23 protein-coding genes and 1 tRNA gene are annotated in these 23,805 nt (G+C 63.8%); 10 read left to right on the top strand and 14 right to left on the bottom strand.

Going from position 1 to position 23,805, the window contains the following annotated elements:
• The first annotated feature begins 97 nt into the window (after positions 1 to 97).
• On the top strand, positions 98 to 1,105 hold the full coding sequence (locus tag AC1RWL_RS11365; RefSeq protein WP_256115445.1) for a GlxA family transcriptional regulator: 1,008 nt from the start codon (positions 98 to 100) through the stop codon (positions 1,103 to 1,105).
• Positions 1,106 to 1,154: 49 nt separating this feature from the next.
• On the opposite strand, the gene AC1RWL_RS11360 is transcribed toward AC1RWL_RS11365, so the two are convergent.
• The 5 genes from AC1RWL_RS11360 to AC1RWL_RS11340 all read right to left on the bottom strand — a co-directional run bounded on the left by AC1RWL_RS11360 (position 1,155) and on the right by AC1RWL_RS11340 (position 7,252).
• Complete coding sequence (locus AC1RWL_RS11360) at positions 1,155 to 2,399, bottom strand: GGDEF domain-containing response regulator (protein ID WP_493094716.1); 1,245 nt, start codon at positions 2,397 to 2,399, stop codon at positions 1,155 to 1,157.
• A 222-nt stretch (positions 2,400 to 2,621) separates the two neighbouring features.
• A complete protein-coding gene (locus AC1RWL_RS11355; protein WP_256115443.1) occupies positions 2,622 to 3,449 on the bottom strand; it encodes a response regulator in 828 nt (275 codons plus the stop codon).
• 157 nt (positions 3,450 to 3,606) lie between these two features.
• Positions 3,607 to 3,870, bottom strand: a complete 264-nt coding sequence (locus tag AC1RWL_RS11350) for a hypothetical protein (protein WP_256115442.1) — start codon at positions 3,868 to 3,870, stop codon at positions 3,607 to 3,609.
• A 132-nt stretch (positions 3,871 to 4,002) separates the two neighbouring features.
• Positions 4,003 to 6,540, bottom strand: coding sequence for a mechanosensitive ion channel family protein (locus tag AC1RWL_RS11345; protein ID WP_493094717.1), 2,538 nt, complete (start codon positions 6,538 to 6,540; stop codon positions 4,003 to 4,005).
• 154 nt (positions 6,541 to 6,694) lie between these two features.
• Complete coding sequence (locus AC1RWL_RS11340) at positions 6,695 to 7,252, bottom strand: DUF924 family protein (RefSeq protein ID WP_493094718.1); 558 nt, start codon at positions 7,250 to 7,252, stop codon at positions 6,695 to 6,697.
• 116 nt (positions 7,253 to 7,368) lie between these two features.
• On the opposite strand from AC1RWL_RS11340, the gene AC1RWL_RS11335 reads away from it, so the two are divergent.
• Positions 7,369 to 8,772 carry a M10 family metallopeptidase C-terminal domain-containing protein gene (locus tag AC1RWL_RS11335; RefSeq protein WP_493094719.1) on the top strand — a complete coding sequence of 468 codons (1,404 nt, stop codon included), beginning with the start codon at positions 7,369 to 7,371 and terminating at the stop codon, positions 8,770 to 8,772.
• Positions 8,773 to 8,901: 129 nt separating this feature from the next.
• Positions 8,902 to 9,228, top strand: a complete 327-nt coding sequence (locus tag AC1RWL_RS11330) for a DUF3307 domain-containing protein (RefSeq protein WP_493094720.1) — start codon at positions 8,902 to 8,904, stop codon at positions 9,226 to 9,228.
• A gap of 85 nt (positions 9,229 to 9,313) precedes the next feature.
• Here AC1RWL_RS11330 and AC1RWL_RS11325 read toward each other — a convergent pair.
• From AC1RWL_RS11325 to AC1RWL_RS11315, 3 genes are all read right to left on the bottom strand, one after another.
• Positions 9,314 to 9,389 (bottom strand) — tRNA-Lys (locus tag AC1RWL_RS11325).
• Between the two features lie 117 nt (positions 9,390 to 9,506).
• Positions 9,507 to 10,424 carry a PhzF family phenazine biosynthesis protein gene (locus AC1RWL_RS11320; protein ID WP_493094721.1) on the bottom strand — a complete coding sequence of 306 codons (918 nt, stop codon included), beginning with the start codon at positions 10,422 to 10,424 and terminating at the stop codon, positions 9,507 to 9,509.
• A gap of 80 nt (positions 10,425 to 10,504) precedes the next feature.
• A complete protein-coding gene (locus AC1RWL_RS11315) occupies positions 10,505 to 11,611 on the bottom strand; it encodes an endonuclease/exonuclease/phosphatase family protein (protein ID WP_493094722.1) in 1,107 nt (368 codons plus the stop codon).
• Positions 11,612 to 11,779: 168 nt separating this feature from the next.
• Here AC1RWL_RS11315 and AC1RWL_RS11310 point away from each other — a divergent pair, with 168 nt between their 5' ends.
• Positions 11,780 to 13,396 (top strand): hypothetical protein, encoded by a 1,617-nt coding sequence (locus AC1RWL_RS11310; protein ID WP_493094723.1) that lies wholly within the window; start codon positions 11,780 to 11,782, stop codon positions 13,394 to 13,396.
• A gap of 1 nt (position 13,397) precedes the next feature.
• Here the strand turns inward: AC1RWL_RS11310 and AC1RWL_RS11305 are convergent, their stop codons facing one another.
• Positions 13,398 to 13,814, bottom strand: a complete 417-nt coding sequence (locus AC1RWL_RS11305) for an Lrp/AsnC family transcriptional regulator (protein ID WP_319317729.1) — start codon at positions 13,812 to 13,814, stop codon at positions 13,398 to 13,400.
• 136 nt (positions 13,815 to 13,950) lie between these two features.
• Between AC1RWL_RS11305 and AC1RWL_RS11300 the strand changes: the two genes are divergently transcribed.
• The gene (locus AC1RWL_RS11300; RefSeq protein ID WP_493094724.1) at positions 13,951 to 15,576 is read left to right on the top strand and encodes a M20/M25/M40 family metallo-hydrolase; all 1,626 of its coding nucleotides are present in this window, start codon (positions 13,951 to 13,953) and stop codon (positions 15,574 to 15,576) included.
• 159 nt (positions 15,577 to 15,735) lie between these two features.
• Here AC1RWL_RS11300 and AC1RWL_RS11295 read toward each other — a convergent pair whose 3' ends face one another.
• The 3 genes from AC1RWL_RS11295 to AC1RWL_RS11285 form a co-directional block, all read right to left on the bottom strand.
• Complete coding sequence (locus AC1RWL_RS11295; protein ID WP_493094725.1) at positions 15,736 to 16,959, bottom strand: aminotransferase-like domain-containing protein; 1,224 nt, start codon at positions 16,957 to 16,959, stop codon at positions 15,736 to 15,738.
• Between the two features lie 466 nt (positions 16,960 to 17,425).
• A complete protein-coding gene (gene ilvC / locus AC1RWL_RS11290; protein WP_256117012.1) occupies positions 17,426 to 18,445 on the bottom strand; it encodes a ketol-acid reductoisomerase in 1,020 nt (339 codons plus the stop codon).
• Between the two features lie 57 nt (positions 18,446 to 18,502).
• On the bottom strand, positions 18,503 to 19,150 hold the full coding sequence (locus AC1RWL_RS11285) for a TetR/AcrR family transcriptional regulator C-terminal domain-containing protein (RefSeq protein WP_493094726.1): 648 nt from the start codon (positions 19,148 to 19,150) through the stop codon (positions 18,503 to 18,505).
• Positions 19,151 to 19,556: 406 nt separating this feature from the next.
• On the opposite strand from AC1RWL_RS11285, the gene AC1RWL_RS11280 reads away from it, so the two are divergent.
• The 4 genes from AC1RWL_RS11280 to AC1RWL_RS11265 all read left to right on the top strand — a co-directional run bounded on the left by AC1RWL_RS11280 (position 19,557) and on the right by AC1RWL_RS11265 (position 21,134).
• Positions 19,557 to 19,937 (top strand): BRA0787 family protein, encoded by a 381-nt coding sequence (locus AC1RWL_RS11280; RefSeq protein ID WP_256117016.1) that lies wholly within the window; start codon positions 19,557 to 19,559, stop codon positions 19,935 to 19,937.
• A 118-nt stretch (positions 19,938 to 20,055) separates the two neighbouring features.
• Positions 20,056 to 20,355 carry a hypothetical protein gene (locus tag AC1RWL_RS11275; RefSeq protein ID WP_256117017.1) on the top strand — a complete coding sequence of 100 codons (300 nt, stop codon included), beginning with the start codon at positions 20,056 to 20,058 and terminating at the stop codon, positions 20,353 to 20,355.
• 10 nt (positions 20,356 to 20,365) lie between these two features.
• Complete coding sequence (locus AC1RWL_RS11270) at positions 20,366 to 20,725, top strand: DUF4087 domain-containing protein (RefSeq protein ID WP_493094727.1); 360 nt, start codon at positions 20,366 to 20,368, stop codon at positions 20,723 to 20,725.
• A 199-nt stretch (positions 20,726 to 20,924) separates the two neighbouring features.
• Positions 20,925 to 21,134, top strand: coding sequence for a cold-shock protein (locus AC1RWL_RS11265; RefSeq protein WP_256117019.1), 210 nt, complete (start codon positions 20,925 to 20,927; stop codon positions 21,132 to 21,134).
• 57 nt (positions 21,135 to 21,191) lie between these two features.
• Here the strand turns inward: AC1RWL_RS11265 and AC1RWL_RS11260 are convergent, their stop codons facing one another.
• Complete coding sequence (locus AC1RWL_RS11260; RefSeq protein ID WP_493094728.1) at positions 21,192 to 21,656, bottom strand: Lrp/AsnC family transcriptional regulator; 465 nt, start codon at positions 21,654 to 21,656, stop codon at positions 21,192 to 21,194.
• Positions 21,657 to 21,824: 168 nt separating this feature from the next.
• Here AC1RWL_RS11260 and AC1RWL_RS11255 point away from each other — a divergent pair, with 168 nt between their 5' ends.
• Positions 21,825 to 22,538 carry an aspartate/glutamate racemase family protein gene (locus AC1RWL_RS11255; RefSeq protein ID WP_493094729.1) on the top strand — a complete coding sequence of 238 codons (714 nt, stop codon included), beginning with the start codon at positions 21,825 to 21,827 and terminating at the stop codon, positions 22,536 to 22,538.
• 6 nt (positions 22,539 to 22,544) lie between these two features.
• On the opposite strand, the gene AC1RWL_RS11250 is transcribed toward AC1RWL_RS11255, so the two are convergent.
• Positions 22,545 to 23,789, bottom strand: coding sequence for an FAD-dependent oxidoreductase (locus tag AC1RWL_RS11250; RefSeq protein WP_493094730.1), 1,245 nt, complete (start codon positions 23,787 to 23,789; stop codon positions 22,545 to 22,547).
• Between the last annotated feature and the right edge of the window lie 16 nt (positions 23,790 to 23,805).

Raw genomic sequence — 23,805 nt, 5'->3', positions numbered from 1 at the left:
AGTCGTAACCATCCTTTTCAGTGTCGCAAAAATGCTAGCATCGCCGCCACTCTCCCTGCGACCATTGCGACATTCCGCCCCCAGCATGGACACTCCGATGAACAAGCAGAACGTCAAGAAGCGCTCCCTCGTTTTCTTCCTCGTGCCCAACTTCTCCATGCTGCCCTTCTCGGCGGCAATCGAGACGCTCCGCATCGCCAACCGCATGCTCGGTTACGAGGCCTATACCTGGCGCCTCTCCTCGACGGACGGCCAGCAGGTGCTCTCCTCCAGCGGCATCGGCATCGAGGTGAACTCGTCGCTCGCCGACGAGCGCAAATATCTCGGCGGCGAGAACCGCCCTTCCATGGTGCTGGTCTGTTCCGGCATCTATGTCGAGGACTTTTCCAACAAGTCGGTCAATGCCTGGCTGCGCGAGGTCTATAACCGGGGCATCGCGGTCGGCTCGCTCTGTACCGGCGCCCATGTGCTCGCCCAGGCCGGCCTGCTCTCCGGCAAGCGCTGCGCCATCCACTGGGAGAACCTGCCCGGCTTCGCCGAGGCCTTCCCACAGGCCGATGTCTATGCCGATCTCTACGAAATCGACAGCAACATCTATACCTGCGCCGGCGGCACCGCCTCGCTCGACATGATGCTGAACCTGATCGACCAGGATTTCGGCGAGAACCTCGTCAACCGCGTCTGCGAACAGGCACTGACCGACCGCGTGCGCGGCCCGCACGACCGCCAGCGCTTGCCGCTGCGCGCGCGCCTCGGCGTGCAGAACGCAAAGGTGCTGTCGATCATCGAGTTGATGGAAGGCAACCTCTCCGAGCCGCTGTCGCTCTTGGAGATCGCCGATGGCGCCGACCTCTCGCGCCGCCAGATCGAACGGCTGTTCCGCCAGGAAATGGGCCGCTCGCCCGCCCGCTATTATCTCGAAATCCGGCTCGACCGGGCGCGCCACCTGCTTGTGCAGTCCTCCATGCCGGTGGTGGAAGTGGCCGTCGCCTGCGGCTTCGTCTCCGCCTCGCACTTCTCCAAGTGCTACCGCGAACTCTACAACCGCTCGCCCCAGCAGGAGCGCGCCGAACGCAAGCTGACGCTTTCGGCCATCGCGCGCTGATCAAATTCTGAGAGACGATGAAAATCCCCGTCCCTGTGGCGGGGATTTTTTAGCTCGCGAGCGCGCTCATCAGCGAAAGCTCTGAGAAGACCCGGTTCCGGCCGGCATGTTTGGCCATGTAGAGGAACTGGTCGGCGGCGTTCAGGTAGTTGTCGAAGGTTTCCCGGCCGGCAATGACCGCAAGGCCAACGGAGACCGTGACGGTCAGCGCCTCGCCGTCCGCGTCGATCGGCTGGGCGGCCAGTTCGCTGCGCAGCCGTTCGCAATAATCGAGCGCCTCGTCCAGCGAGAGACCGTTGAAGATGATGCCGAATTCCTCGCCGCCCAGGCGCGCGAGCAGGTGCTTGTCGTTGACCCGGTGTTTCAGCCGCCGGGAGATCGCCTTCAGCACCACGTCGCCGACCTCGTGGCCGTAGGTGTCGTTCAAGCGCTTGAAATGGTCGATATCGAGGATGGCGATCGACATCGGGTCGCCACGGCGCACCGCCTGGTCGACGAGCCGCGGGCCGGCCTCGAAAAAGTAACGGCGGTTGTAGATGTCGGTGAGATAATCCCGCGCCGCGATGCGGTGCAGCGACTGCACGCGCTTCTGGATCGCCGCAACGTGAAAGATGCGGCTGTTGAACTCTTCGACGAGGAAGGGCTTCTGGATATATTCGTCGCCGCCGGCGCGCAGGAAGCGGGCCGCGACCATGCGATCTTCCGAGGTCGAAAGGCCGACGACGCGCACCGCATCGTCGCCATGGCGCTGGCGGATTTCGTCGAGCAGCGCAAAACCGTCCATGTCGGCGAGGGCCAGATCGCAGACCACCATGTCGATGCCACCATGCGCATCGAGCGCGTCGAGGGCGGCGGTACCGCTTTCGACGGCGATGATCTGGAAACGCTGCTTGGCGATCAGGCTCACCTGGCGCTGCAGGCTCTCCGGGTCCGAATCGACGACAAGCACCTGGGTCTTGCCGCTCGTGAGGATGCGGTCGACGGCGAGCACGAGCTGTTGGATCGCTGCCGGATTGTCCTTGACGACATAGTCGAGCACGTTCTTGGCAAGGATCTGGTCGCGGGTGGCATCGCTGAAGGAGCCGGTGAAGACCAGCGGCGCAATGCCCTTGGAGATCACATAGTCGAGCGCCTCGCAGTTCGGCGCATCCGGCAGGTTGAGGTCGAGAACGGCAAGCGCGAATTCCGCCGCGTCGGACTGGAAGATCGCCCGCACCGCCGCCATGCTGGAACAATGGGTAACGATAAGGCCGAGTTCCTTCTCCAGCCGATACTTAAGGGCGGTGGAGAACATGCGAGAGTCTTCCACGAGCAAAACCTGCTGGCCGGAGTGGCGCAGAAATGCAGGCCCTCGTTGCGGATTTGAATCCACTCCCACGTCTTCCAGTACCCTCGATGATGTTCCCGTCTGGCACGCATTACAAACCACCGGTTTTACCAAGTGGTTAATCCGCCGAGAAATATCTCACGTTACGTAAGGGACATATCCGGGTGGATCGTGAAAATCGCTGAAAAGTCAGGCAGAAAGCCGTCGCTGCGCCGTCCTGATCTGGGTCAGCGTGTCGAGGTTCTGGTTAACACGGCAATAGAACTCCTCGTCGATGAACGGCCGCATGATGAAGTCGTTGCCGCCCGCCTTGAGGAAGCGCGCCGACAGCAGCCGGTCCGTCGAGGACGAGACGCCGATAATGCGCAGCTGGTGCGATCCGACCGTGCCGCGAATGCGCCGCGTCAGCTCGAAACCGTCGATATCAGGCATGTTGTAGTCGGTGATCATCAGCGCGATATCGGGGTTGGCCTTGAGGAGTTCGAGCGCGCTCCTGCCGTTCTCTGCAACGCTGACGCGGAAATTGTAGCGCTTGAGGCGGGTCGTGAGCAAAGCGCGCGCCGTCGCGCTGTCATCGACAATCAGGACATGGTGCTGGTGATTGGTCAAAAAGCGGCAGACAGACTCCGCCAGCATGTCGACCGCAAAAATATTGTCCTTCAGGATATAGTCGACGATTTCCTTGGAAAGAAGCTGGTCGCGCGTCGTCTGCTGGAAGGTTCCGGTGAAGACGATCGTCGGAATGCTGAGGTCGACGAGATAGTTCAACGCCTCGCCATTCTCGGCGCCGGGCAGGTTGATGTTGGAAATCGCCAGCGTGATCTTGTCGCTGGACTTGTCATAGGCAAGTTCCAGCTCCTCGAAACTCCGGCATATCTCGACATTGAGGTCGAAAAGCTCTTTCAGCCGCTTCGAAATCATGGAGGTGAAGACATTCGAGTCCTCGGCAACAAGAATACGGTGATGCGAGAGAGACGCGCCGGAATACTGCATTCCGGAAATGCCGATAAACGCCATGATCTGCCTTCGTTGAAAAGATGTTTCCCCAGCTTAATGGGTAACGGCAACCCTTTGCGAAAGCGTTAAATTTAGAAGGCATGAAAACGCGGTAGGCGCACGCAAAGAACAACGGCGCGGTTGTTCTTCCGCGCCGTCACAAATCCTCAACAGAAACTTACTTGACCGAGGCAGCGCCACCCTGGATTTCGACTTCCTCGCCGCCGTTGAGCGCGATGCGGTCGCCGTTCGGCAGGGTGACGAAGCAGCCGGAGGGGCAGATCGTCTCGGTGGAGCCGGGCTCCAGCGCGACCTCCATGCGGCTGCCGTCCTCGACGATGACGAGAACCTGGGTATCGCCGTCCTTGTTGGTGACGGAGGCAGCCATTGCCGGGGCGGACATCGCGACCGACACCAGCAGCATCATGATCATTCGCTTCATCTTCGCCCGGCGCCTGAACGCCGCCCCTCTTGCAAGCCCTGAGGAACACTATCGTTCCTCGATCGGATTTGCATCACGTTTTATGCGGGGACGGCTGAATGGAGCGTGAATGCGGCGTTCATGTGCCGCAAATCAGGCGGCGGGGTCGGCTTCGGGCGCCTCGTCGGCCGGCTTGCGACGCCGGCTGGTGGTCGGCGGGCGCAGTTTTTCCGTCGCCTGGTCGAGAAGCGCGGAGATGAGCTCCGCCCCTTCCGGCGAAATCTTGACCGGCACTTCGGGCGCCGCCGGCCCGCCGATGGCGATTTCCTCCTGGCGGAACCGTTCGAGGATGGCGGCCCGCAATTCCGATTTCACGGTCGTGCCGTTCAGGATATCGGCGAGGAAGGCGCGGATCTCGAAATCCAGCGACGAGGCCGAGAAGGCCAGGAAGACCACCATCGGCTCGGGATTGCGCAAGAGGCCCTGCTGCCCGCGCACGACCTCGACTAGCATCTCCTGCACCTGCCGCGGATCGTTGCTGCCATGCACGCTGATCGCGAGGTCGACGCGGCCGAGCTTGTTGCGGTGCGTCCAGTTGCCGACCTGGCCGTTGATCAGCAGGGAATTCGGCACGATCACGGTCTGTCGCTGGAAGGTCTCGATCTCGGTGGCGCGCACGGAGATGCGGCGCACGAAGCCTTCCGTCGTGCCGGCCACCACCCAGTCGCCCACCTTGAAGGGCCGCTCGGCGAGCAGGATGAGGCCGGAGACGAAATTCGACACGATGTTCTGGAGGCCGAAACCGATACCGAGCGAGAGGGCACCGGCGACAAGCGCGAGGCTGGAAAGGTTGATGCCCGCCGCCGATATGCCGACGAGGCCGGCAAGCGCCACGCCCGCATAACCCACCGCCGTGCGAACGGAATTGCGCACGCCCGCATCCACCTGGCTTCGCGCCAGAACGTTGCCGTCCACCCACTTCTGGAACCAGCGCGTGATGACGAGGCCGGCGGCAAAGAGCAGGATGCCCGCAAGGATGCCGACCAGCGAGATGGTGATGCTGCCGATGCGGATCTCGGTGAAGATGCGGTAGGCCCAGGATTCGATATCGGCGACCTGGAAACCCCATTGCAGCAGGATCAGCGGCACGAAGCAGACGAAGATCAGGAGATAGACGCCGAGCCCCGCCGCAAGCCCGACCTGGTCGAGCGCCACCTGGCCGAGGCCGAACCGCTCCTCCAGCCGCTTGCCGACCGTGGTTTCCGCAAAGGCATTCGGGGCCGAGACTGCGCGGCCGGAGAGGAAGCCGATATACATGGTCACCACGACGGCGCCAGTGACGACGATCTGCGTGGCGATGAAGCGCGCCATGCCGACATAACCGAGCAGCGAGGCGAAGACGAGGCCGAGCCCCGTCAGCACCAGCAGGATGAACACCGAGCGCGGCCAGGGACGCCCCTGCGTATCCGGCTTTTCGCCCTGGCGCAGCACAGGCTTGATGAAGGCGGTGACGACGAGCAGCGCGCCGATGATGATCGAGGCGATGAAGCTCTTCACCACGGTCAGCACCACCGGCGAACCCAGCACTTCACTGATCGTGCCGAGGAAATAGTCGCCGCCGTTGACGATCGCCATGCCGAAGATCAGCAGCCACAGAAGCTGCGCGCCACGATCGGACACCCGTACCAGCCGCCAGTGCCCGTCGACCGGCGACAGGACCGCATTGGCCAGCTGAGCGACGAAATAGATCGCCACCATCACGCCGAGCGCCACCGTGACGATGGGCGCAATATCGGCGCGCAGCACGTTGAACGTATCGAGGAAGAAATAGCTGGCGCCCGCAAAGGCCGCCGCCGCCATGGTGGGCAGGATCGTCGACCAGAAGGCCACGGACAGGCGCGTGATATAGTGCGGCTTCTCCTCCTGAACCCCACGCGTGATGAAGGGCGCGAAGAGGCGGTAGCTGCCGGTATGCAGAACGAGGGCTGCCAAAAGCGACAACCCGACGGCGCCCAGAAGCTGCATGCGCTTGAACTTCCAGACGAATTGCAGCCACGCCGCCACCGTGCGGTTCAGCGTCTGCGTCTCTTCGACAAGCGCGCCGGACGCCTCGGTGAAGAGCTCCGTGTTGATCTCGGTGCGTTTCAGGATGGCATCGCTGAAGAGCCGCCGGCGGATTTCCGTGATGCGGTTGGAGAGCTTCGTCGCCTCGATCGAGAGGTTTTCCGCCTCCCCCGTCAGCGCGTTGATCTCGTTGCGCTCCGTGGCAAGCTTCTTGCGCTCCTCGACGACGACGGCGGCCTCGGCCGGCGCACCTTCCGCCGGCGGGTCGCCGAGTTCGGTCTGGCGCGCCTTGATGGCCTCCAGCCGCGGCCGTGTGGCGACCGAAATGGACAGGATCGTCCGGTTCAGCGCCTCCGCCTCGACCTTCAGATCGACGAGGCGCGCGTCATCGTCCTTGTCGCGCTCCACGCGCTCGCGGATGGCGTTGAGCTGGCCGCTCGCGCGGTCGAGGTCGCTGTTGGCCTGTTCGAGCTGGGTGACGTCGGCGGTGGCCGGCACGGCCGCCGTCTGCGCCCGGACGGGCGGAGCCGCGACGAGAAGAAGGACCAGAAGGACGGGCAGAAGGCGGAAGATCGACAACAGGCCATCCTCGTTGAACAGAGACAGACGACGACGCATCGCAAACATGCGATTCCGCACCCCTTCTAGCCATGAATGCGGCCATTTTAAACCGGCATCGCCGTTCAGCTAGAGCATTTCCAGCCGAAGCGGCATCGCTTCGGCGTCGGACAATGCGGCAAAGACAAAAGGATTAGAGCATTTCCGGTTCACCGGAAATGCTCTAAAATCCGGCGCCGGGTTCGGCGAGATAGGCCTGCTCTTTCAGCGTCGAAACCCGGCCGAGAAAGACGTTGCGATGCGGGAATCGGCCGTAATCGACGATGACGTCGCGATGCCGCTGCGCATAACCAAGATACATTTCATCGTCATGCGCCTCAAAAAGCGAGACTGAGAGGTCCTGGTCGGCAAGATCCTCGGAATGTTCGAGCGGCATGTAGAAGAAATGGCGCCGGCCGTAATCGACCAGCTTGTCGGCGCCCGCGTCCAGCGCCAGGCGTGCCTCGCGCCGCGCAATCCAGTCCGTCGCGAAGGCCATAGGCGACGCGCGGTACATGTTGCGGGGGAACTGGTCGAGCACGATGATCGCCGCAAGCCGCGCCTCGGGGCTTGCGCGCCATTCCGGCGTGACGTCCTGCGACAGCGCGAAATGCGTCGCCGCGAATTGCTGGCGGATGCGGGCATCGAGCTCTGGCGTCGGCTGCCACCAGTCCCTGGCCGACAGCGTCTCGCACCAATAGGTGACGACCTCTTCCGGTGTCCTGATCCTGTCCTCGCTCATGCGCTCCCTCCATTCGTCTGAGCCGCAATATGGCGGGGTGCGACCGGGTTGCAAGGGGGACGTTAGCAAAGCTTTACCCCGCCTGCGCTAGGCTCTCCGCGATCGAGGGACATGCCATGCTGAAATTCACCGGACTGTCGACGTCAGCCTATCGCAAGACCGGTTTCGACCTGCTGCTCAACCTGGAGGGCTCGACGCGGCGCGCCTATCTTGACACCGCCGCCGACCCCGCCCCGACGATCGGCATCGGCTTCAATCTGCGCTACAATCTCGAACCCGTGCTGAAGGCGATCGCCGGCAGCGGCTGGAATGCGACGCTGCAAGCGCGGCTGAAGACGGTCATCGACGACAGCTATGCCAAGGGCGAGACAGCGCTGCTCAACAGCCGGCTGGACAAGGTGATGGCCGACTGGAACGCAACGCGCGATCCGAGCGTGCCGAAAACCTTCGGCTTCACCTCCGACACACAGATCCAGGCCGCCCTCACCGCCATATCGCCCCGCTACGAGGCGGTCATCGACAAATGGCTCTCCGGCATCCCGAACTCCACGGAACGCGCCGTGCTGTTCAGCATGGCCTATAACGCGCCCGCGCTGCTCGGCCCGAAGCTGAAGGCCGCGATCCTAGACGGCGACCGGGCGGAGGCCTGGTACGAAATCCGCTACAATTCCAACGGCAGCGGCCATGCCGGCATCGCCAACCGGCGTTATGTGGAAGCCGAACATTTCAAGCTCTTCGCCAAGGAGGGCACGGCGACGACGGCGGAAGCGCTGGATGCCGGCCTGATGTACACCGCGCACCGGGAAAAGATCCTGTCCTACGAAAGCCGCTTCGACGCCGACGATGCCGGCCGCATCAAGGGTTTTGCCGGCATCGATGCGATCTTCGAGGAATATGCCCCGGCCATCGCCCGCCTGAAGGCCGCCTACGGCATCAGCAAGGGAATGGTGCTGGAAGAACTCCAGGTCGCCTCCGCCACCACCCGCACTCTCACCGGGGACGGCACGGCGCATGATTCGAGCGAGAACGACGCGGACCTGCTCATTGGTTCGTCCCACGCCAACACGCTGTCCGGCGGTGCCGGCAATGACGCGCTTATTGGCCTTGCCGGCAAGGACAGGCTCAATGGCGGCGCGGGCAACGACTGGCTCGACGGCGGCAACGGCGCCGACATCCTGACCGGCGGCAGCGGCGCCGACACCTTCGTCTTCCGCAGCGCCGGCGACATTGGCCTAGCCGCCGGCACGCGCGACCGCATCACGGATTTCGAGCCCGGCCGCGACCGGATCGACCTCTCCGCCATCGACGCCAACGGCCCCGAGACCGGCCACAGCTTCACCCTTCTCGCCAAGGCGAAAGCCTTCACCGGCGATGCCGGCGATCTGCGCTGGTACACGACGACGACGAGCGGCAAGGCCATCACCGTGGTCGAGGGCGATATCGACGGCGACAAGGCGGCCGACTTCCGCCTGGAGCTGGACGGCAAGATGGCACTGAGCAAGGGCGACTTCTTGCTCTAGGCGCGCGGCTGTTCCCCAGGGAACAGCACGGGGTGGTTGGTTTATTAGAACAGCGGTTCGCCCCGCCGTTTGCATGGATCCCAGCCTCCGGCGGCATGACGATAACGCGCAACCGGCACCGTTCATTCGATGATCCATGACATTCTGACGATGGGGCTTCTGTTGTGCGGCGCGCACTGGCTGGCTGACTATCCCCTGCAACCGGACTTCCTGGTGAAAGCGAAGATCGAGGGTCCGCTACGCGTCTATCACCTGATCGCGCATGCCGGCATCCACGCCACCATGGTGCTGCTCATCACAAAAAGCCCCGTCCTCGCGTTTGCCGAGTGGGTGCTTCATGCCGTGATCGACGAAGGCAAAACGAAGGGAAAGATCAGCTTTGCCCAGGACCAGGCGCTGCATCTCCTGTGCAAACTTCTATGGCTGGTCGCAAGCTTCAGCATCCTGAAAACCTGACGGGGAAACGCCCTCGGCGCCCCGGCGACGCCGCCTGGCGTCGACCATCAAGTCTTTGTATAATCAGCGGAATTTAGGAAGGATTTGGTGGGTGATCACGGGCTCGAACCGTGGACCCGCTGATTAAGAGTCAGCTGCTCTACCAACTGAGCTAATCACCCACAAGACCGTTTGTGCGGTCTGGAGGGGCGTATAATGGCGTTCTCCGGGCTTGTCTATACCCGCCCCGAAAAAAGATGCTTTCCGGGGCGAATTTCTTTCGCAGCGCAAAATAAGCGTCACAAATCCAGCATTCCCGCAGCAAGCCGCACGGCCTGTCCACCGATGCGCGCGCGGGCGATGGCGCCGCCGGAAATATCGAGATGCAGGTGGATCGAGGACGGCCGGCCCATTTCGACGCCCTGCTCGATCAGGAACGGGTGGTGGCCATCCACCAGCTTGTCGAAGAAATGGATGGCGCCGGAGAGCGCTGCGACCGCCGCCCCCGTCGCCGGGTCTTCGGAAATACCCATGTCGGGCGCGAACATGCGGGTGTGGAAGCGCGCATTGTGGTTCACGCCGCCGCGGCAATAGAGATAGGCGGAGGCGAGCCGGCCCTCGGCGAAGGGCGCGCAGCGCTCCCAGAGCGTCGGGTCGAACTCCACCGCGGTCGCCGCCGCAACGTCATGCACCGGGATCATCACGAAGGCGACGCCGGCGCTCCACAACGAGGGCACGTGGTTCTCGAAGCCGACCTGACCGGGTTTCAGGCTGAAGGCATCGGCCAGCGCCTGCCGGTCGAAGGTCGCCTCCAGGCGCGCCGATTTGCGCGGCACGTCGAACTCGGCAAAGGCGGCCTCGCGCACGCCGAGCTTCACCGCACAGCGCACCGGGCCGACATTCTCCTCCAGCATGCTCACCAGGTCGCGCGGCTGTGTTGCGACATCCTCGGCCGCTTCGGCGATCGCAATCGCCGCTCCCACCGTGGGGTGGCCGGCGAAGGGCAGCTCGCGGCCCGGCGTGAAGATGCGCAGGCGCGCGGTATGCGCCGGGTTTTCCGGCCGCTTCACGAAGACCGTTTCGGAGAGATTGAACTCGCGGGCGATGCGCTGCATCGTGCCGTCGTCGAGACCATCGGCATCGAAGACGACGGCCAACGGATTGCCGGCGAGCCGCGTGTCGGTGAAGACGTCATAGATGGCATAGCGACGGGACAAGGTATTCTCCGTATTCAGCTTTTGCCTAAACCTGCCCGAGCGCTCCGCCGCGGGCAAGCGGAAATGAAACCGCCCACGTATTAGAGATCCAAGCTCATCACGACGGGGCAATGGTCGGAGGCCTTCGGCCGGTCCCAGCCGACACGCGGATAGCGCTCCACCTCCTGCCCCGGCGGAAAGATCGTGCGGAAAGGCTGGCCGGCGCGAATGATCTCCGGCACCTGATGGGCGTTGCGCTCGGCAAGCGAGGGCGACAGCCAGATATAGTCGAGCTGGCAGAGATGGCGCTCCTCAGGCCCGCGGCTGTGGTAGAGCGTCCAGCGGTCGTCGACCGGCCGGCGCAGCATCGGGTTGACCGCAAATCCATCCGCGCTGAACACGTCGAGCGCGCTCGCCGCCTCCTCCTGCGGCACGAAGCGATAGCCGGTGCGCCGGTCGCCCTCGATCGCCAGCTTCTCCTGGTAGTCGTTCATGTCGCCGCAGATGGCGAAGGCCTTGTTCGCCGTGCGGCCGACGCCGAAGCGGTTCTCGATGATCCGGCGCACCGCGCGCGCCTCGGCGGTGCGAACCGGCATGGTCGACTGGCGGCCGTCCATGCCTTCTCGCCCCGGCCCCATCGACTTGAAATGCACGACATAGAGCGTCAGCGGCCGCCCGCCGATGCGCAGGTCCATCTCCAGGCAATCGCGCTTGAAGACCCTGTCATCCGCCTTGAGGCCCTGGCCGAGATCCGGCGTGAAGAGGTCGAAGTCGCGATAGGTGACGGCGGCATGGCTGCGGATATCGACGCATTCGATGCGCTGGCCGTCGCGGGTCTCCTCGCGCATCAGCACCGAGACATCGATGCCGCGGCTGTCATTGCCCTCGATCAGGTACTTTTGGCGGTAGCCGTTGCCGACCATGCGGAAGAGATAGCCATATTCGAAGGCCTGCAGCGCCGCCATGTTGTCGGTCTCCTGCAGGCAGAGGATATCGGCATCGGCATCCGCGATGGCGAGCGCGGAATGCTGGCGGGCGTCGTCCGTATACGCGATGGCGCGCGCCTCCTCCAGCCGCTGGTATTCCGCCTCGTTGCGGATTTCGAAGAGGCGCAGCACGCGATCCTGGCGAACCTGGTTGCGAAAACCCGTGAAGTCGAAACGGGTCATGAGGTTTTCGATGTTGAACGTGGCGAGGCGCAGCGACATGGGGCACTTTCGGCAGGAATGCGTATGGGCAGGCGGAGTGTAACCGGCTGACCGGCAATGGAAAGCGCCTTTTCGCCATGCCCGCCGCCGCGACCGGAATAAACCGGCTTGCCATGCCGTTACCCACCACGGATGATAGGTGTTCCGAGGCGGGCGGAGGGATCGCTCATGGGATTTTTATCCGGTAGATGGCGGGCGTTTCTGGCGGCATGGCTGGCCTTGAGCTTCCTCGCCTGCGTGCCCGCCCGCGCCGCTGAAAGCTACATTACCAGCCCGGGCGAAGCCGCGCGGGCCGCCGGCCGCGTCAGCGAAGCGCTCGGCAGGACGCCGGAAGCGCACACAATCCGCATCACCGAGAAGGAGGTGAACCTCATCCTGCGCGGCGCGAAAGCGGGCGACGTGGACGAATGGCGGGTGCGCCAGGCGACCCGCCTGCTCTTCTTCGAATCGGAAGTCGTCAGCGGCCCCGCGGCGCGCTCCGCGCCGGCCATGGTCGCAGATATAACGAGCGGCCTCTTCCCGCTGGATGCGATCCCGCTGGCAAAGGTCGACCAGATCGCCACCCGCGCCATCGGCTATGCCCGGCTGGAAGGCGGCGGCACGGTGCAGTCGATCGAGATCTCCAAGCGCGTGAACCTGCTGCCAACGCCGTCCTACGGCCCGATCCGCTGGACGATCTACGTCGCCTCGCCGCGCGAAAGCGCCACCGTCTATGCGGATGCCGAGGGTACGATCATCGGCGGCGACCTTTCCAACACCGCCCGCGCGCGGCTGATGGATTTCTTCAAGGACGACGACTGGCCGAAGGAGCAGGCGCTGGAAAGCCTCACCTCCGTCATCGGCAGCAAGCCGATCATCCGCGACCTCACGGTCTATCCGAAATCCGTGCAGGTAAAGGCCGACCACCCCAGCATGGCGGAAACCACGGTCGGCTATTCCTGGGATATTTCCGGCGTCTCACGCTCGCCCATCACCTCGCCCATGTTCCCCGGCACGTCGGCGCTGCCCGGCTTTTCGCTCGCCGATGTCGATCTGTCGCGGCTTGCCATGATCCGCGACAAGGCGAAGGAAGCCTGGCAGAACGACAAGTCGACGATGAGCTACATGATGCTGAAGCTCTCCACCGACGGGCCGGGAAAACCGGAGCTGCGCTGGGTGGTGCATTTCACGGATCTCGGCGAGCCGGGGGAAATGACGCTGTTCACCGCCAGCGGAACCGTGGAAGTGACGACGGACGGCACGGTGCGCGTCGCCAACCTGCCCGATGCGCGCAAGCCGAAGCGCAACTGGCTCGATCCCGACATGACCGAGAAGACGCTGGGCGTCATGGCCGAGCAATTCGGCAAGAACGCCCGCTTCGCCGAAATCAGCGTCAGCCGGGATTCGATGCGCATCCTCGCCGAAGTGCCGGATACGCCCGGCACCATGCGCGACTACAATGTCAACGACCGCGGGGTCACGGCGTCGAGCATGATGATGCCCTGGGATTCGGAATTCCGGCCGGAACGGCTTTTCCGCATGAGCGACATCGCCTTCTTCTCCGCAGCCAAGCTCAACGAACTGACGGCGAGGACCTTCTCACGGCTTCAGGTCGGCTCGGAAATGCCGCTCTCGCGCTATACCTTCTCGATCGGCCAGTTGATGTCGCCCGACGGCAGCTTCATGGTGCCCTCGCCGGACGGCAAGGTGACGCTGGAGATCCGGCTGGAAAGCCCGGACGGCTGGAAGGGCGGCCGCGTCACCTATTCCTCGACGGGCGAGGAAATCGATATCGTGATGCCTTAGCTTAGAGCGTCGTCAGAAGCAGGCTCGTTTCGGATTTCGAAACACCATCCATGGCACGGATGCCGCGCAGCACCCGCTCGAATTCCACGAGGTTTTCCGTGTGGATTTCCGCGACGAGGTCCCAGGCGCCATTCGTCGTGTGCAGCGCCCGCACTTCCGGAATGCCGCGCAGGGTCTGGATCGCGGCGAGCGTCTTCTGGCCGGTGATCTCGATCATCGTGATGGCGCGCACGGCATGCGGGTCGTCGGCCTCCGTCACGCGCACGGAAAAGCCGGCGATGACGCCGTCGCGCGTCAGGCGCTCGATGCGGTTTTGCACCGTGCCGCGCGAGACCTTCAGCTCCGCCGCAAGCGCGGAAAGCGAGGCGCGGCCGTCCTTGCGCAGCAAGGCGAGAAGTTTGCGGTCGATCGTGTCCATGGCCCTGCCGAAATGTCAGTTTGTGATGACAAAATGGCAATCGGCCCTGCAATTTTCCCAAAAGATTGCCGTTTCGCTTGCCATCGTCCTTGGCTAGCCTTGCGCATCCTTCAACGCAACCGCTTTCGGCAGGCCCATGTCCCCTACGAATGAAATCTCCGCTCGACGCACCCGCGAACTTTCCCTGCTGATGACCCGCTGGCCGAGCGTGACGGGATCGCCGGACGAGGCGCACTTCTCCGAAAAACTCCGGGCGCATCTGGCCGAAACGCCCTATTTCCGCCAGCACCCCGACCAGCTTTTCACCGTGGACAGCCATGGCGAACCGATGACCGAGAACGTCGTGGCGCTGGTGCGCGGCGGTGGGCGCAGGACGATCGTGCTGGCCGGCCATTTCGACACCGTGTCCATCGCCAATTACGGCACGCTCGCGCCGCTCGCCTGCGATCCGGAACCGCTGACGGAGGCGCTGCTGAAGGAACTGCGCAGCCGTCCGCTGAACGCCGCGGAGACTAAAGCGCTGGCGGATTTCGAGAGCGGCGATTTCATTGCCGGCCGCGGCTTGCTCGACATGAAAAGCGGCCTTGCGGCGGGCATCGCGGTGCTGGAACGTTTTGCCGGGCTGGAGGCGCGGGAGGGCAACCTCCTCTTCGTCGCGACGCCGGACGAGGAAAACCGCTCGCGGGGCATGCGCAGCCTGCGCAACGCCCTGCCGGAGATCGCCCGCCGCTTCGACCTCGATATCGTCGGCGGCATCAATCTCGACGCATCGAGCTGCGAGCGCGACGGCGAAGAAGGCCGCGCGATCTATCTCGGCTCGATCGGCAAATTCGCCCCCTTCGCCTTCGTCATCGGCCGGCCGACCCATGCCGGTTATCCCTTCAACGGCACCAGCGCCCACCGCATCAGCGCCGAGATCACGCGGGCCATGGATACGGTGCCGGAACTCAGCGACGAAGCCTTCGGCGAGCGCTCCCCGCCGCCGGTCTGCCTGGAAGCCCGCGACATCCGCGACGGCTATGACGTGACAACGCCGGACCGCGTCTGGCTCTCCTTCAACTGGCTGACGCACAGCCGCAGCGCCAGCACCGTCCTCGGCGATTTCCGCACCATCGTCGCGGGCGCGCTGCAAACCGCGCTCGACACCCAGGAGGCGCACGCCGCTCGCTACCGCAAGCGCGATGCGGCGAAAACGCAGGGCACCGTCCTCACCTACGCGGAACTGCTCGCACGGCTCGATGCCGCGGCCCTTGCGCGGCTGGAGGCGCTGTACCGCTCGCTTTCGGGAGGCACGGACCCCTTGAAAGTCAGCCGCGAGATCGTTGCGGCAGCAGCGACCGAGGCGGGCATCGAAGGCCCGGCCGTGATCATCGGCTTCGGCAGCCTGCACTATCCGCTGGTGCATCTGGCGCAGGCAGAGGCCGGACGGCAGATGCAGGAGCGGCTGCAGCGCGTGATGGACGAGGCCGCAAACCGGCACGGCACGTCGATCAAGTTCAAGCAGATTTTCGCGGGGATTTCCGACATGAGCTTCTTCGGCCACCGGCCGGAAGCGGGCGAGACCGGTTTACTTGCCACCAACACGCCATCGGCAGCCTTCACCGACCATGCGCCGGAGGGCCTGCTGTCGTTCCCGACGGTCAATATCGGACCATGGGGGCGCGATTATCATCAGAAATGGGAGCGCGTGCACGCGCCCTATACGTTCGAGGTCTTGCCGGATCTGGTCTTCGAATCGGCTATGGCCTGCCTCGCCGAATAGGCGAATGGCCCCTCATCCGGCTGTCGCCACCTTCTCCCCGCAAGCGGGGCGAAGGGATATGCCGCACCGCTTTCCCAGACCGCGACCATTCTGCGGGGCAAGTCCCCTCTCCCCGCTTGCGGGGAGAGGGTTAGGGTGAGGGGCCAACCAATACGCCAATCAAGCCGCAAGGCGTTCCTTCCCGAGCAGGCGGCCGAGGCGGGAGATGCCTTCCTCGATCGTCGCGGCGTCGGCGCAGGAGAAGCTGAGGCGCAGCGTGTTGGCGCCGCTGCCATCGGCGTGAAACGCCTGGCCGGGCACGAAGGCGACCTTTTCGGTCTCGATGGAACGCGCGAGCAGCGCCGCGCCGTCCATGCCGGCCGGCAGCGTGACCCAGACGAACATGCCGCCCTCGGGCTTGGTCCAGCTGACACCTTCCGGCATGTATTTCTGAAGGGCGGCGAGCATGGCGTTGCGGCGCACGCTATAGGCGGCACGGATCTTTTCGACCTGGGCGTCGAAACCGCGCTCGGCGACATGGGCGATCGCCATCTGGTTGATGGTCGAGGAATGCAGGTCCGCCGCCTGCTTCATCAAGACAAGCTTGCGAATGACGGGCGCCGCCGCGACGATGTAGCCGACCCGCAGGCCGGGAGCCAGCGTCTTGGAAAAGCTGCCGCAATAGATGGTGCGGGCGGCGTCGATATCGCCCTTGGCGGCGATTTCCAGCGCCAGGATCGGCGGCACGGCCTCGCCGTCATAACGCAGCGACTGATAGGCGGCATCCTCGATGATCGGGATATCCAGCTCTTCGGCAAGCGTCAGCAGCTTTTCACGACCGGCACGGTCGACCGTTTCGCCGGTCGGGTTGGCGAAGTCGGCGGAGAGATAGGCGAATTTCACCCGCCCGCCGGCGTCCGCCGCCGTCGCGCGATAGGCATCCGGCGTGCGGTTGCCGGAAAGGTTCAGCCGGTCATAGGTCGGCTCATAGGCATTGAAGGCCTGGAGCGCGCCGAGATAGGTCGGCCAGGTGACGAGCGCCGTGTCGTTCGGCGACAGGAAGAGCTTTCCGAGATAATCGAGGCCCTGCTGCGAGCCGGAGACGATGAAGACATTGTCGGCCGAACAGGGAATGCCGAGCTTGCCCATTTCGCCGGCGAGCCAGTCGCGCAGCGGCCGGTAGCCTTCGCTGACGGAATATTGCAAGCCGGCCGCGGCCCCCTCGCCCGAAAGCACGTCCGTATAGGCGGCGGAGAACGCTTCTTTTGGGAACAGCGCCGGGTCCGGAATGCCGCCGGCGAACGAGATGATGTCGGGCCGTTCGAGCAGTTTCAGCAGCTCACGGATTTCGGACGCCTTCATGCGCGACGCACGCGTCGCGAAGGCCTGTTCCCATTTGAACATAGGGGTTTCCTCGGTCTGTTGTTTGAACGCACCTCATCACGGCGCCGTTTTTATGTCAATAATGCTGACCTAAATATTCGCACCAAGAAGACATGCGCACGCGACCGAGGTTTCGTGCGGATTTAATCTCGCCGGAGCGGCGTCACCCCGGCTGCCTTTTCACGCGCCGGACGCGCTCAGGTCGCCCGGTCGCTGTAGAGGCTGAGCAGCACCAGCGTGGCTATACTGCCCAGGATCAAGAGATCGAACCAAGCGAAGTATTGGATAATCGTGGTCATCGCACTATCCTCCTGACAGCGGAACGAAACACTACTGTATTTTGTTCCTGTTCGGCGCTTCGCGCAAGTTTATTACTTGCTGCACCGCAGCGTCACGGAAGGATGCACTGCATTATTTCAGTTCACCTGAAATAAAAAGGCCGGGCGGAGAACCGCCCGGCCTTGCGCGCCCGAACGGGCAAATGCGCTTAGTTGACGGCCTTGTCGACAAGCTTGTTCTTGCCGATCCACGGCATCATGCCGCGCAGCTTCGCGCCGACTTCTTCGATCTGGTGCGAGTCGTTGTTGCGGCGGATGCCCTTGAAGCGTGCGCCGCCGGCCTTCCATTCCTGCATCCACTCGGAGGTGAACTTGCCGGTCTGGATGTCCGTCAGGACGCGCTTCATCTCGGCCTTCGTTTCGGCAGTGATGATGCGCGGGCCGGAGACGTATTCGCCCCACTCGGCAGTGTTGGAGATCGAGTAGTTCATGTTGGCGATGCCGCCTTCATAGATCAGGTCGACGATCAGCTTCACTTCGTGCAGGCATTCGAAATAGGCCATTTCCGGCGCATAGCCGCCTTCGACCAGCGTTTCGAAACCGGCGCGGATGAGTTCGACGAGGCCGCCGCACAGAACGACCTGTTCGCCGAAGAGGTCGGTTTCGCACTCTTCCTTGAAGTTGGTCTCGATGATGCCCGAACGGCCGCCGCCGACGCCGCAGGCGTAGGAGAGCGCGAGGTCAAGCGCGTTGCCCGAAGCGTTCTGGTGAACGGCAACGAGGCAGGGAACGCCGCCGCCCTTCTGGTATTCGCCGCGAACCGTGTGGCCCGGGCCCTTCGGCGCGATCATGACGACGTCGACCGAGGACTTCGGCTCGATGAGGCCGAAATGCACGTTGAGGCCGTGCGCGAAGGCGATGGCAGCGCCGTCGCGGATGTTGCCGGCAATGTCGGCCTTGTAGATGTCGGCCTGGAGCTCGTCCGGCGTCGCCATCATCAGAAGGTCGCCCCACTTGGCGGCGTCGGCGACGGTCATGACCTTGAAGCCGTCGGCTTCGGCCTTCTTGACGGTCGGCGAACCGGCCTTGAGCGCGATCACGACGTTCTTGGCGCCGGAATCCTTGAGGTTGAGAGCGTGGGCGCGGCCCTGGGAGCCGTAGCCGACGATGACGACATTCTTCGCCTTGATGAGGTTGAGATCGGCATCACGATCGTAATAGACGCGCATCGATGTTTCCTTCCCTTGCTGTCTGTTAAATTGAACCGGCGGTTCGTCCGGCCGGTCTTACCCTTTCGCGCCGTAGAGCGTCAGGAAAGCATCCACCGCCTTCTCCGCGCGCGGCGAGAATTCCTTTTTCAATGCCCCGGCATCTTCCCCGAGCAGCATGCGCAGATGCATGTCGGAGACGATCAGCCCGTAGAGCGTGCCGTATGCCTCGTCTGCACTGTCGAAGGCAAGCAGCTTCGCCTTGCGGCCGGCTTCGAGCAGCGCTGCGGCGCGCTTGCCGATCTGCCGGCGGCCGCGCTCCTGCAACAGGCGGCCAAGCCCGGCGCCCTCGCGGCTCGCCTGGCCGATGGCGAGGCGGTTCAGCGCGAGAGACACATCGCCCGAAAGCACGTCGATCAGGTCGCAGGCAAAGGCGAAGAGATGCTTGCGCAGCGTCTCCGCCGTCAGCGCAGCGGCGCTCACCTCGACCGTGCGCACCTTGCCGGCCTGGTAGGTGATCATCGCGGAGATCAGCCCGTCGCGGTCGCCGAACCATTTATAGAGGCTTTCTTTCGAGCAATTCGCCGCCCGCGCCACACCGGCGGTCGTCAGCGCCCGCTCGCCGCCTTCGACCAGCAGGCCGAGCGCACGCTCCAGCACCGCGCCCTGACGTTCCGTCAGTCCCGCGGCGGCTGCGCCCGCTCTGCCCTGCTCCACGAAATGCACGATGATCCCCTGTCGAATTCTTGCGTACCGTACCGTACGGTTCGGCATCTTCTAGCGATCTCCGCCGGCCCGGTCAACACACTTCTTGCAAGGGAGGGAAAGCGGGTGATTTGCATGGCCAAATCCTGCTTCCCAAGCCTACTGCACCACGCGATAATCGCTGCAATGCACAACGATGAAGAAATTTTTATTCCGCTATGTCGCTGATTTGAAACAGAAGTCCTTCCAAATCGTTCAGGCACCACAGCCCGCACAAAATTTTTCGCTTCCCAAGACGTTTCCGATTGTTAAGATTTGTGAGACCTGCGGTGCAGCAGGCCGTTCTGGACAAGCACGGCCATGCCGGCATCGAGGCCTGAGTATCAGGAGTACGAAGCGAAACGCCCTTACGCCAAGGAGACAGAAAATGTTGAATTTCCTGCCAGACCTTCACGAAGGACATGCTCCCATCACTCTGCAGCAAGTGTTCGGCGACGCCCTGGAAGCCTTTGACGCCTGGGAAGACGAACGCGCCGAACCGATGGTGATCTACGAAGACCAGATCATTCCCATCGGCATCGTCTTCGAAAGCATGCGCGAGTGCACGGATATCCTGCCACGCACCATGGCGGAGATCGTTGCCGACACCCTTGCCCGCAATCCGGCAACCGCCGGCGCGGACATCCTCACCTTCGGCGATGCCGCCCGGCTGGCCGTGGCTCTCGTCGAACAGCGCCGCCTCTACGGCGAGGCTGCCATCGCCGCCTTCCTCGACCATCACCGCGTCGACAAGCGGCGTCCTGCCTGATCCAGAAAGAGTCCCGTTCCTGACGGGACTTTTTCTTTTCATCGCATGGGAATACGGGAATAAGGAACAGGCGCTACCCGTTATGGGAGTGCCTGCCCTCCTGCGACGGATTCCCGCTATGTTTCGCCTCGCCGCTGCCGCCCTTCTTCTCTCCGCCCTGCCCGCAATCGCCGCCGAGGAGCCGCCCTATGTCGGCACCTGGAATTGCGAGGTCGCGACCTTCACCTTCACCGCCGACACCTATGATTCGGGCGAAGGCCCCATGCCGATCGTCAAAAGCGAAAAGGACGGCGGCGCCTATACGCTGACCTTCGCCGACGACTACCGCATCGGCCTCGCCAACATCACCGACAGCGAGATGGACTGGGCCTCGGAAGCGAGCGGCGACATGTTTCACTGCAAGAAGATCGTGAAGTGAGGGTATGGCGATGAAAAGACTGGTTCTGGGTGCCCTCCTGATCGCTCTTGCCGGCACGGCCGCTGACGCCGCCGAAAACCGTTGCGGCTGGCTGCACAATCCCACACCGGCGAACTGGTGGCTGAATGACGCCGACGGAAGCTGGACATTGATGACGCAGGGTGGCGGCGAGGAGCCTGACGGCATCGACATCATCCCGGACATTTCCGCCGGCGACTATGTGCGCACCAACGGTAATTATGGTTATGCCTGCGCCTGCATGAGCGTGGACACCGACGATGCCGACGGCCGCATCCTTGCCATCCATTCCTTCCGCCAGTTGCCGATCGCGAAATGCGCGAACGATCCGGCCCTCTCACCGCCGGATTGATCAAGCACAAAAGCCGGCGCGCTCCTGTCTTGACCCGGGGCGTCGAAGCACTTATTTCTCCCGCATCGAGATTTGAACGTTGACTTCTGCATTTGCAGGCGTTCCCGCCTGCAGTACGAACCTACCCTTCAAATTCGACCTCCCATGGTCGCCAATCCGGCGACCGAAGATTGATTTGACGGCTTAGAAAGGTTTCGTCATGGCAACTGGTACCGTAAAGTGGTTCAACACGACCAAGGGCTACGGCTTCATTCAGCAGGACAGCGGTGAGCCGGACGTTTTCGTCCACATCTCCGCCGTTCAGCGCGCCGGCCTCACGGGTCTGGACGAAGGTCAGAAGGTCAGCTTCGAGCTGGTCCGCGACCGCAAGTCCGGCAAGATGTCGGCTGATCAGCTCGCCGCAGCCTGATCGCCGCCACGGCACTGAAATGGAAAGGCCGGTTTCGACCGGCCTTTCTTATGCCCGCTATTCGGCGTGATCGACCGGCAGGCGCGATCCGCTTTTCAGCACCTCCATCGAGATCGAGGCGGAAACGTCGAAAAGTTCGACCTTGCGCACGATGCGCTTGTAGACCACGTCGTAATGCTCGACGCGCGGCAGCACGATCTTCAGGATATAATCGTAGTTGCCCGTCAGCCGGTGCGCCTCGACGACCTCTGGAATATCGGCGATCGCCCGGGAAAACAGCGCGATCCAGTCGTCGCTGTGATGCGCCGTCTTGATCAGCGCAAAAACCGTCGTCGGCACGCCCATCTTCTCGCGGTCAAGCAGGGCCACCCGCCCCGCAATGTGCCCGCTCTCCTCCAGCCGCTGGATGCGGCGCGCGCAAGCCGAGAGCGACAGGTTCACCTTCTCCGCCAGCACGGCGACGGGCGCGCCCGCATCCTCCTGCAACAGCGCCAGCAATTTCCGGTCCCGCTCATCCAGCACGCCGAGATTCTCCGCTCAATTCAAAGATGGAGCAATGAAAGCGCGCAGATGAGCAATTTTGCAAGAATAATTGGCGCCAGCATACCAAATCGATCGAAACTTTGCGAACAATCGCCGCGAAGGGCGCGGCATTCTGGTCGTCATGGACATCACCAGCGGGAGACGAGCATGAAGACGATCGGCCTTATCGGCGGCATGAGCTTTGAGAGCACGGCGGTCTATTACCGCATGATCAACGAGGCGGTGCGTGCGCGGCTGGGCGGCCTGCATTCGGCGGACGTGCTGGTGCATTCGGTGGATTTCCAGTCGATCGTCGACCTTCAGAAGGCGGGCCGCTGGGATGCCGCCGGCGAGCGCCTCGGCGCCGTGGCCGCGGGCCTCGAAAAAGCCGGCGCGGACTGCGTGCTGATCTGCACCAACACCATGCATCTCGTCGCCGATGCGGTTCAGGCCGCCGTCAAGGCGCCGCTCCTCAACATCATCGACGAGACCGCACGCGAAATTTTCGCGGCCGGCAAGCGCCGCCCGCTGCTGCTCGCCACGCGCTACACGATGGAACACGGTTTTTACGCGGACCGCATGAAGGCGGCCGGCCTCGACGTGATGGTGCCGGACGACGCCGGCCGCACGTTGATCCACGACGTCATCTTCAACGAGCTCTGCCAGGGCAAGGTGCTTGAGAACTCCCGCGAGCGCGCGCTCGCCCTGATCGAGGCGGCGCGCGAACAAGGGGCGGACTGCGTCATCCTCGGCTGCACGGAAATCTGCCTGCTGCTCGATCCCGAAAACCTGCCGCTGCCGGGTTTCGATTCGACCGCGATCCATGCCAGGGCGGCCGTCGATTTCGCGCTTGGCCCGATCGTCGCCAGCAAGGCGGCCTGAGGCCGTTCAGGCCTCGCGAAGCGCCTTCTCCTGCCAGCGGCACTCTTCGAGACCGGCCCGTGCGAACGGGTCGGTGAGCGTGCCCGAGACGATCGCCGCCAGGATCTGCGGCGCCGGCGGTATTTTCGCGACGGTCGCGACCAGCCTGTCGCGCAGCCAGGCGATCGCCTGCGAATCCGACTGGTAGAATGGCGTGAAGACATAGGAGAGAAGCTGGAACAGCCGCACATGGCTGCGCCGGGCGGCCGCATAGGCCGCCAGCCCCTCCTCCAGCGATGCCGCCGACGATAGCGCATGCGCCAGCGCGGCCGCGTCGAGCAGCGCCATGTTCGCCCCCTGCCCGAGCTGCGGGCTCGTCGAATGGGCGCTGTCGCCGATGAACACGATGCCATCTGCATAGGGCGGCAGCGTGGTGCGGTGGGCGTAGCGGGCAAGCGTCAGCTGATCCCAATCCGTGATCTGGTCGAGGAAGGGCGCCGTCTCGGGCCAATAGCCGCGAATACCGGCCTTCCAGCGCTCAAGCCCCGCCTGTTTCACCGTTTCCGCCTCTGAAGTCTTGAGGCTCCAGAAGAAGGCGGCCTTGCGCCCCTCGCCCGCATGCGCCCGCCCGACAGGCAGCACGCCGATCATCACCTTCGCGGCGTCATAACGTTGCGCGAGCGCACGCGCATCATGCGCGATGCCGTCGCAATCGAGCGTCGCCCAGAAGGCGCCCCAGGGCAGCTCCCGCACATGCGGCGAGACGATCGAGGCCGCGACGAGCTGCGAGCGCGCGCCGGTCGCATCGATCACCAGGTCGTAATCGCCGACGATCTCGCCATCCGGATCGTGCAGCGCCGTGCGGGCCTGCCGGGTTTCGGCCTTGGCGAGCGTGATGCCGGTGCGGATGGGCAGCCCCTCGGCCACCACCGCATCATGCAGCACGGAAAACAGCGCCGCCCGGTGCACGGCAAGACCGTAACGGCCGCCGGAAAGCGCATCGTAGCGCACGTCGAGCACGGTCCGGCCGCTGCGGGCATCCGCGCCGTGCAGCCGGTCGATGCGGTTGCCGAGCGCGTGAATGGCCGGCGACAAGCCGAGAGCATCGAGCACGGTGAGCCCCGTCGGCTGCATCAGCAGGCCGGACCCAACGGGCGACGGCTGGTCGAAACGCTCGATGAGTTCCACCCGATGGCCGGCGCGCGCCAGAAAGAGCGCGGCCGCGAGCCCCGCAGGCCCTGCGCCGGCAATGCCGATATCCAGTCGCTTCATGCCGCCTTCCCCGGTG

Source organism: Shinella sp. GW821-FHT10F02, assembly GCF_058809275.1.
Note: the sequence above shows the minus strand (reverse complement) of the source record. Positions and strands in the feature narration are given on the sequence as shown.

What these genes read in the sequence shown, in the direction of transcription:
- AC1RWL_RS11365 (WP_256115445.1), top strand. Translation starts at nt 98, where the DNA reads ATGAACAAGCAGAACGTCAAGAAGCGCTCCCTCGTTTTCTTCCTCGTG.
- AC1RWL_RS11360 (WP_493094716.1), bottom strand. Translation starts at nt 2,399, where the DNA reads ATGTTCTCCACCGCCCTTAAGTATCGGCTGGAGAAGGAACTCGGCCTT.
- AC1RWL_RS11355 (WP_256115443.1), bottom strand. Translation starts at nt 3,449, where the DNA reads ATGGCGTTTATCGGCATTTCCGGAATGCAGTATTCCGGCGCGTCTCTC.
- AC1RWL_RS11350 (WP_256115442.1), bottom strand. Translation starts at nt 3,870, where the DNA reads ATGAAGCGAATGATCATGATGCTGCTGGTGTCGGTCGCGATGTCCGCC.
- AC1RWL_RS11345 (WP_493094717.1), bottom strand. Translation starts at nt 6,540, where the DNA reads ATGTTTGCGATGCGTCGTCGTCTGTCTCTGTTCAACGAGGATGGCCTG.
- AC1RWL_RS11340 (WP_493094718.1), bottom strand. Translation starts at nt 7,252, where the DNA reads ATGAGCGAGGACAGGATCAGGACACCGGAAGAGGTCGTCACCTATTGG.
- AC1RWL_RS11335 (WP_493094719.1), top strand. Translation starts at nt 7,369, where the DNA reads ATGCTGAAATTCACCGGACTGTCGACGTCAGCCTATCGCAAGACCGGT.
- AC1RWL_RS11330 (WP_493094720.1), top strand. Translation starts at nt 8,902, where the DNA reads ATGATCCATGACATTCTGACGATGGGGCTTCTGTTGTGCGGCGCGCAC.
- AC1RWL_RS11315 (WP_493094722.1), bottom strand. Translation starts at nt 11,611, where the DNA reads ATGTCGCTGCGCCTCGCCACGTTCAACATCGAAAACCTCATGACCCGT.
- AC1RWL_RS11310 (WP_493094723.1), top strand. Translation starts at nt 11,780, where the DNA reads ATGGGATTTTTATCCGGTAGATGGCGGGCGTTTCTGGCGGCATGGCTG.
- AC1RWL_RS11305 (WP_319317729.1), bottom strand. Translation starts at nt 13,814, where the DNA reads ATGGACACGATCGACCGCAAACTTCTCGCCTTGCTGCGCAAGGACGGC.
- AC1RWL_RS11300 (WP_493094724.1), top strand. Translation starts at nt 13,951, where the DNA reads ATGTCCCCTACGAATGAAATCTCCGCTCGACGCACCCGCGAACTTTCC.
- AC1RWL_RS11295 (WP_493094725.1), bottom strand. Translation starts at nt 16,959, where the DNA reads ATGTTCAAATGGGAACAGGCCTTCGCGACGCGTGCGTCGCGCATGAAG.
- ilvC (WP_256117012.1), bottom strand. Translation starts at nt 18,445, where the DNA reads ATGCGCGTCTATTACGATCGTGATGCCGATCTCAACCTCATCAAGGCG.
- AC1RWL_RS11280 (WP_256117016.1), top strand. Translation starts at nt 19,557, where the DNA reads ATGTTGAATTTCCTGCCAGACCTTCACGAAGGACATGCTCCCATCACT.
- AC1RWL_RS11275 (WP_256117017.1), top strand. Translation starts at nt 20,056, where the DNA reads ATGTTTCGCCTCGCCGCTGCCGCCCTTCTTCTCTCCGCCCTGCCCGCA.
- AC1RWL_RS11270 (WP_493094727.1), top strand. Translation starts at nt 20,366, where the DNA reads ATGAAAAGACTGGTTCTGGGTGCCCTCCTGATCGCTCTTGCCGGCACG.
- AC1RWL_RS11265 (WP_256117019.1), top strand. Translation starts at nt 20,925, where the DNA reads ATGGCAACTGGTACCGTAAAGTGGTTCAACACGACCAAGGGCTACGGC.
- AC1RWL_RS11255 (WP_493094729.1), top strand. Translation starts at nt 21,825, where the DNA reads ATGAAGACGATCGGCCTTATCGGCGGCATGAGCTTTGAGAGCACGGCG.
- AC1RWL_RS11250 (WP_493094730.1), bottom strand. Translation starts at nt 23,789, where the DNA reads ATGAAGCGACTGGATATCGGCATTGCCGGCGCAGGGCCTGCGGGGCTC.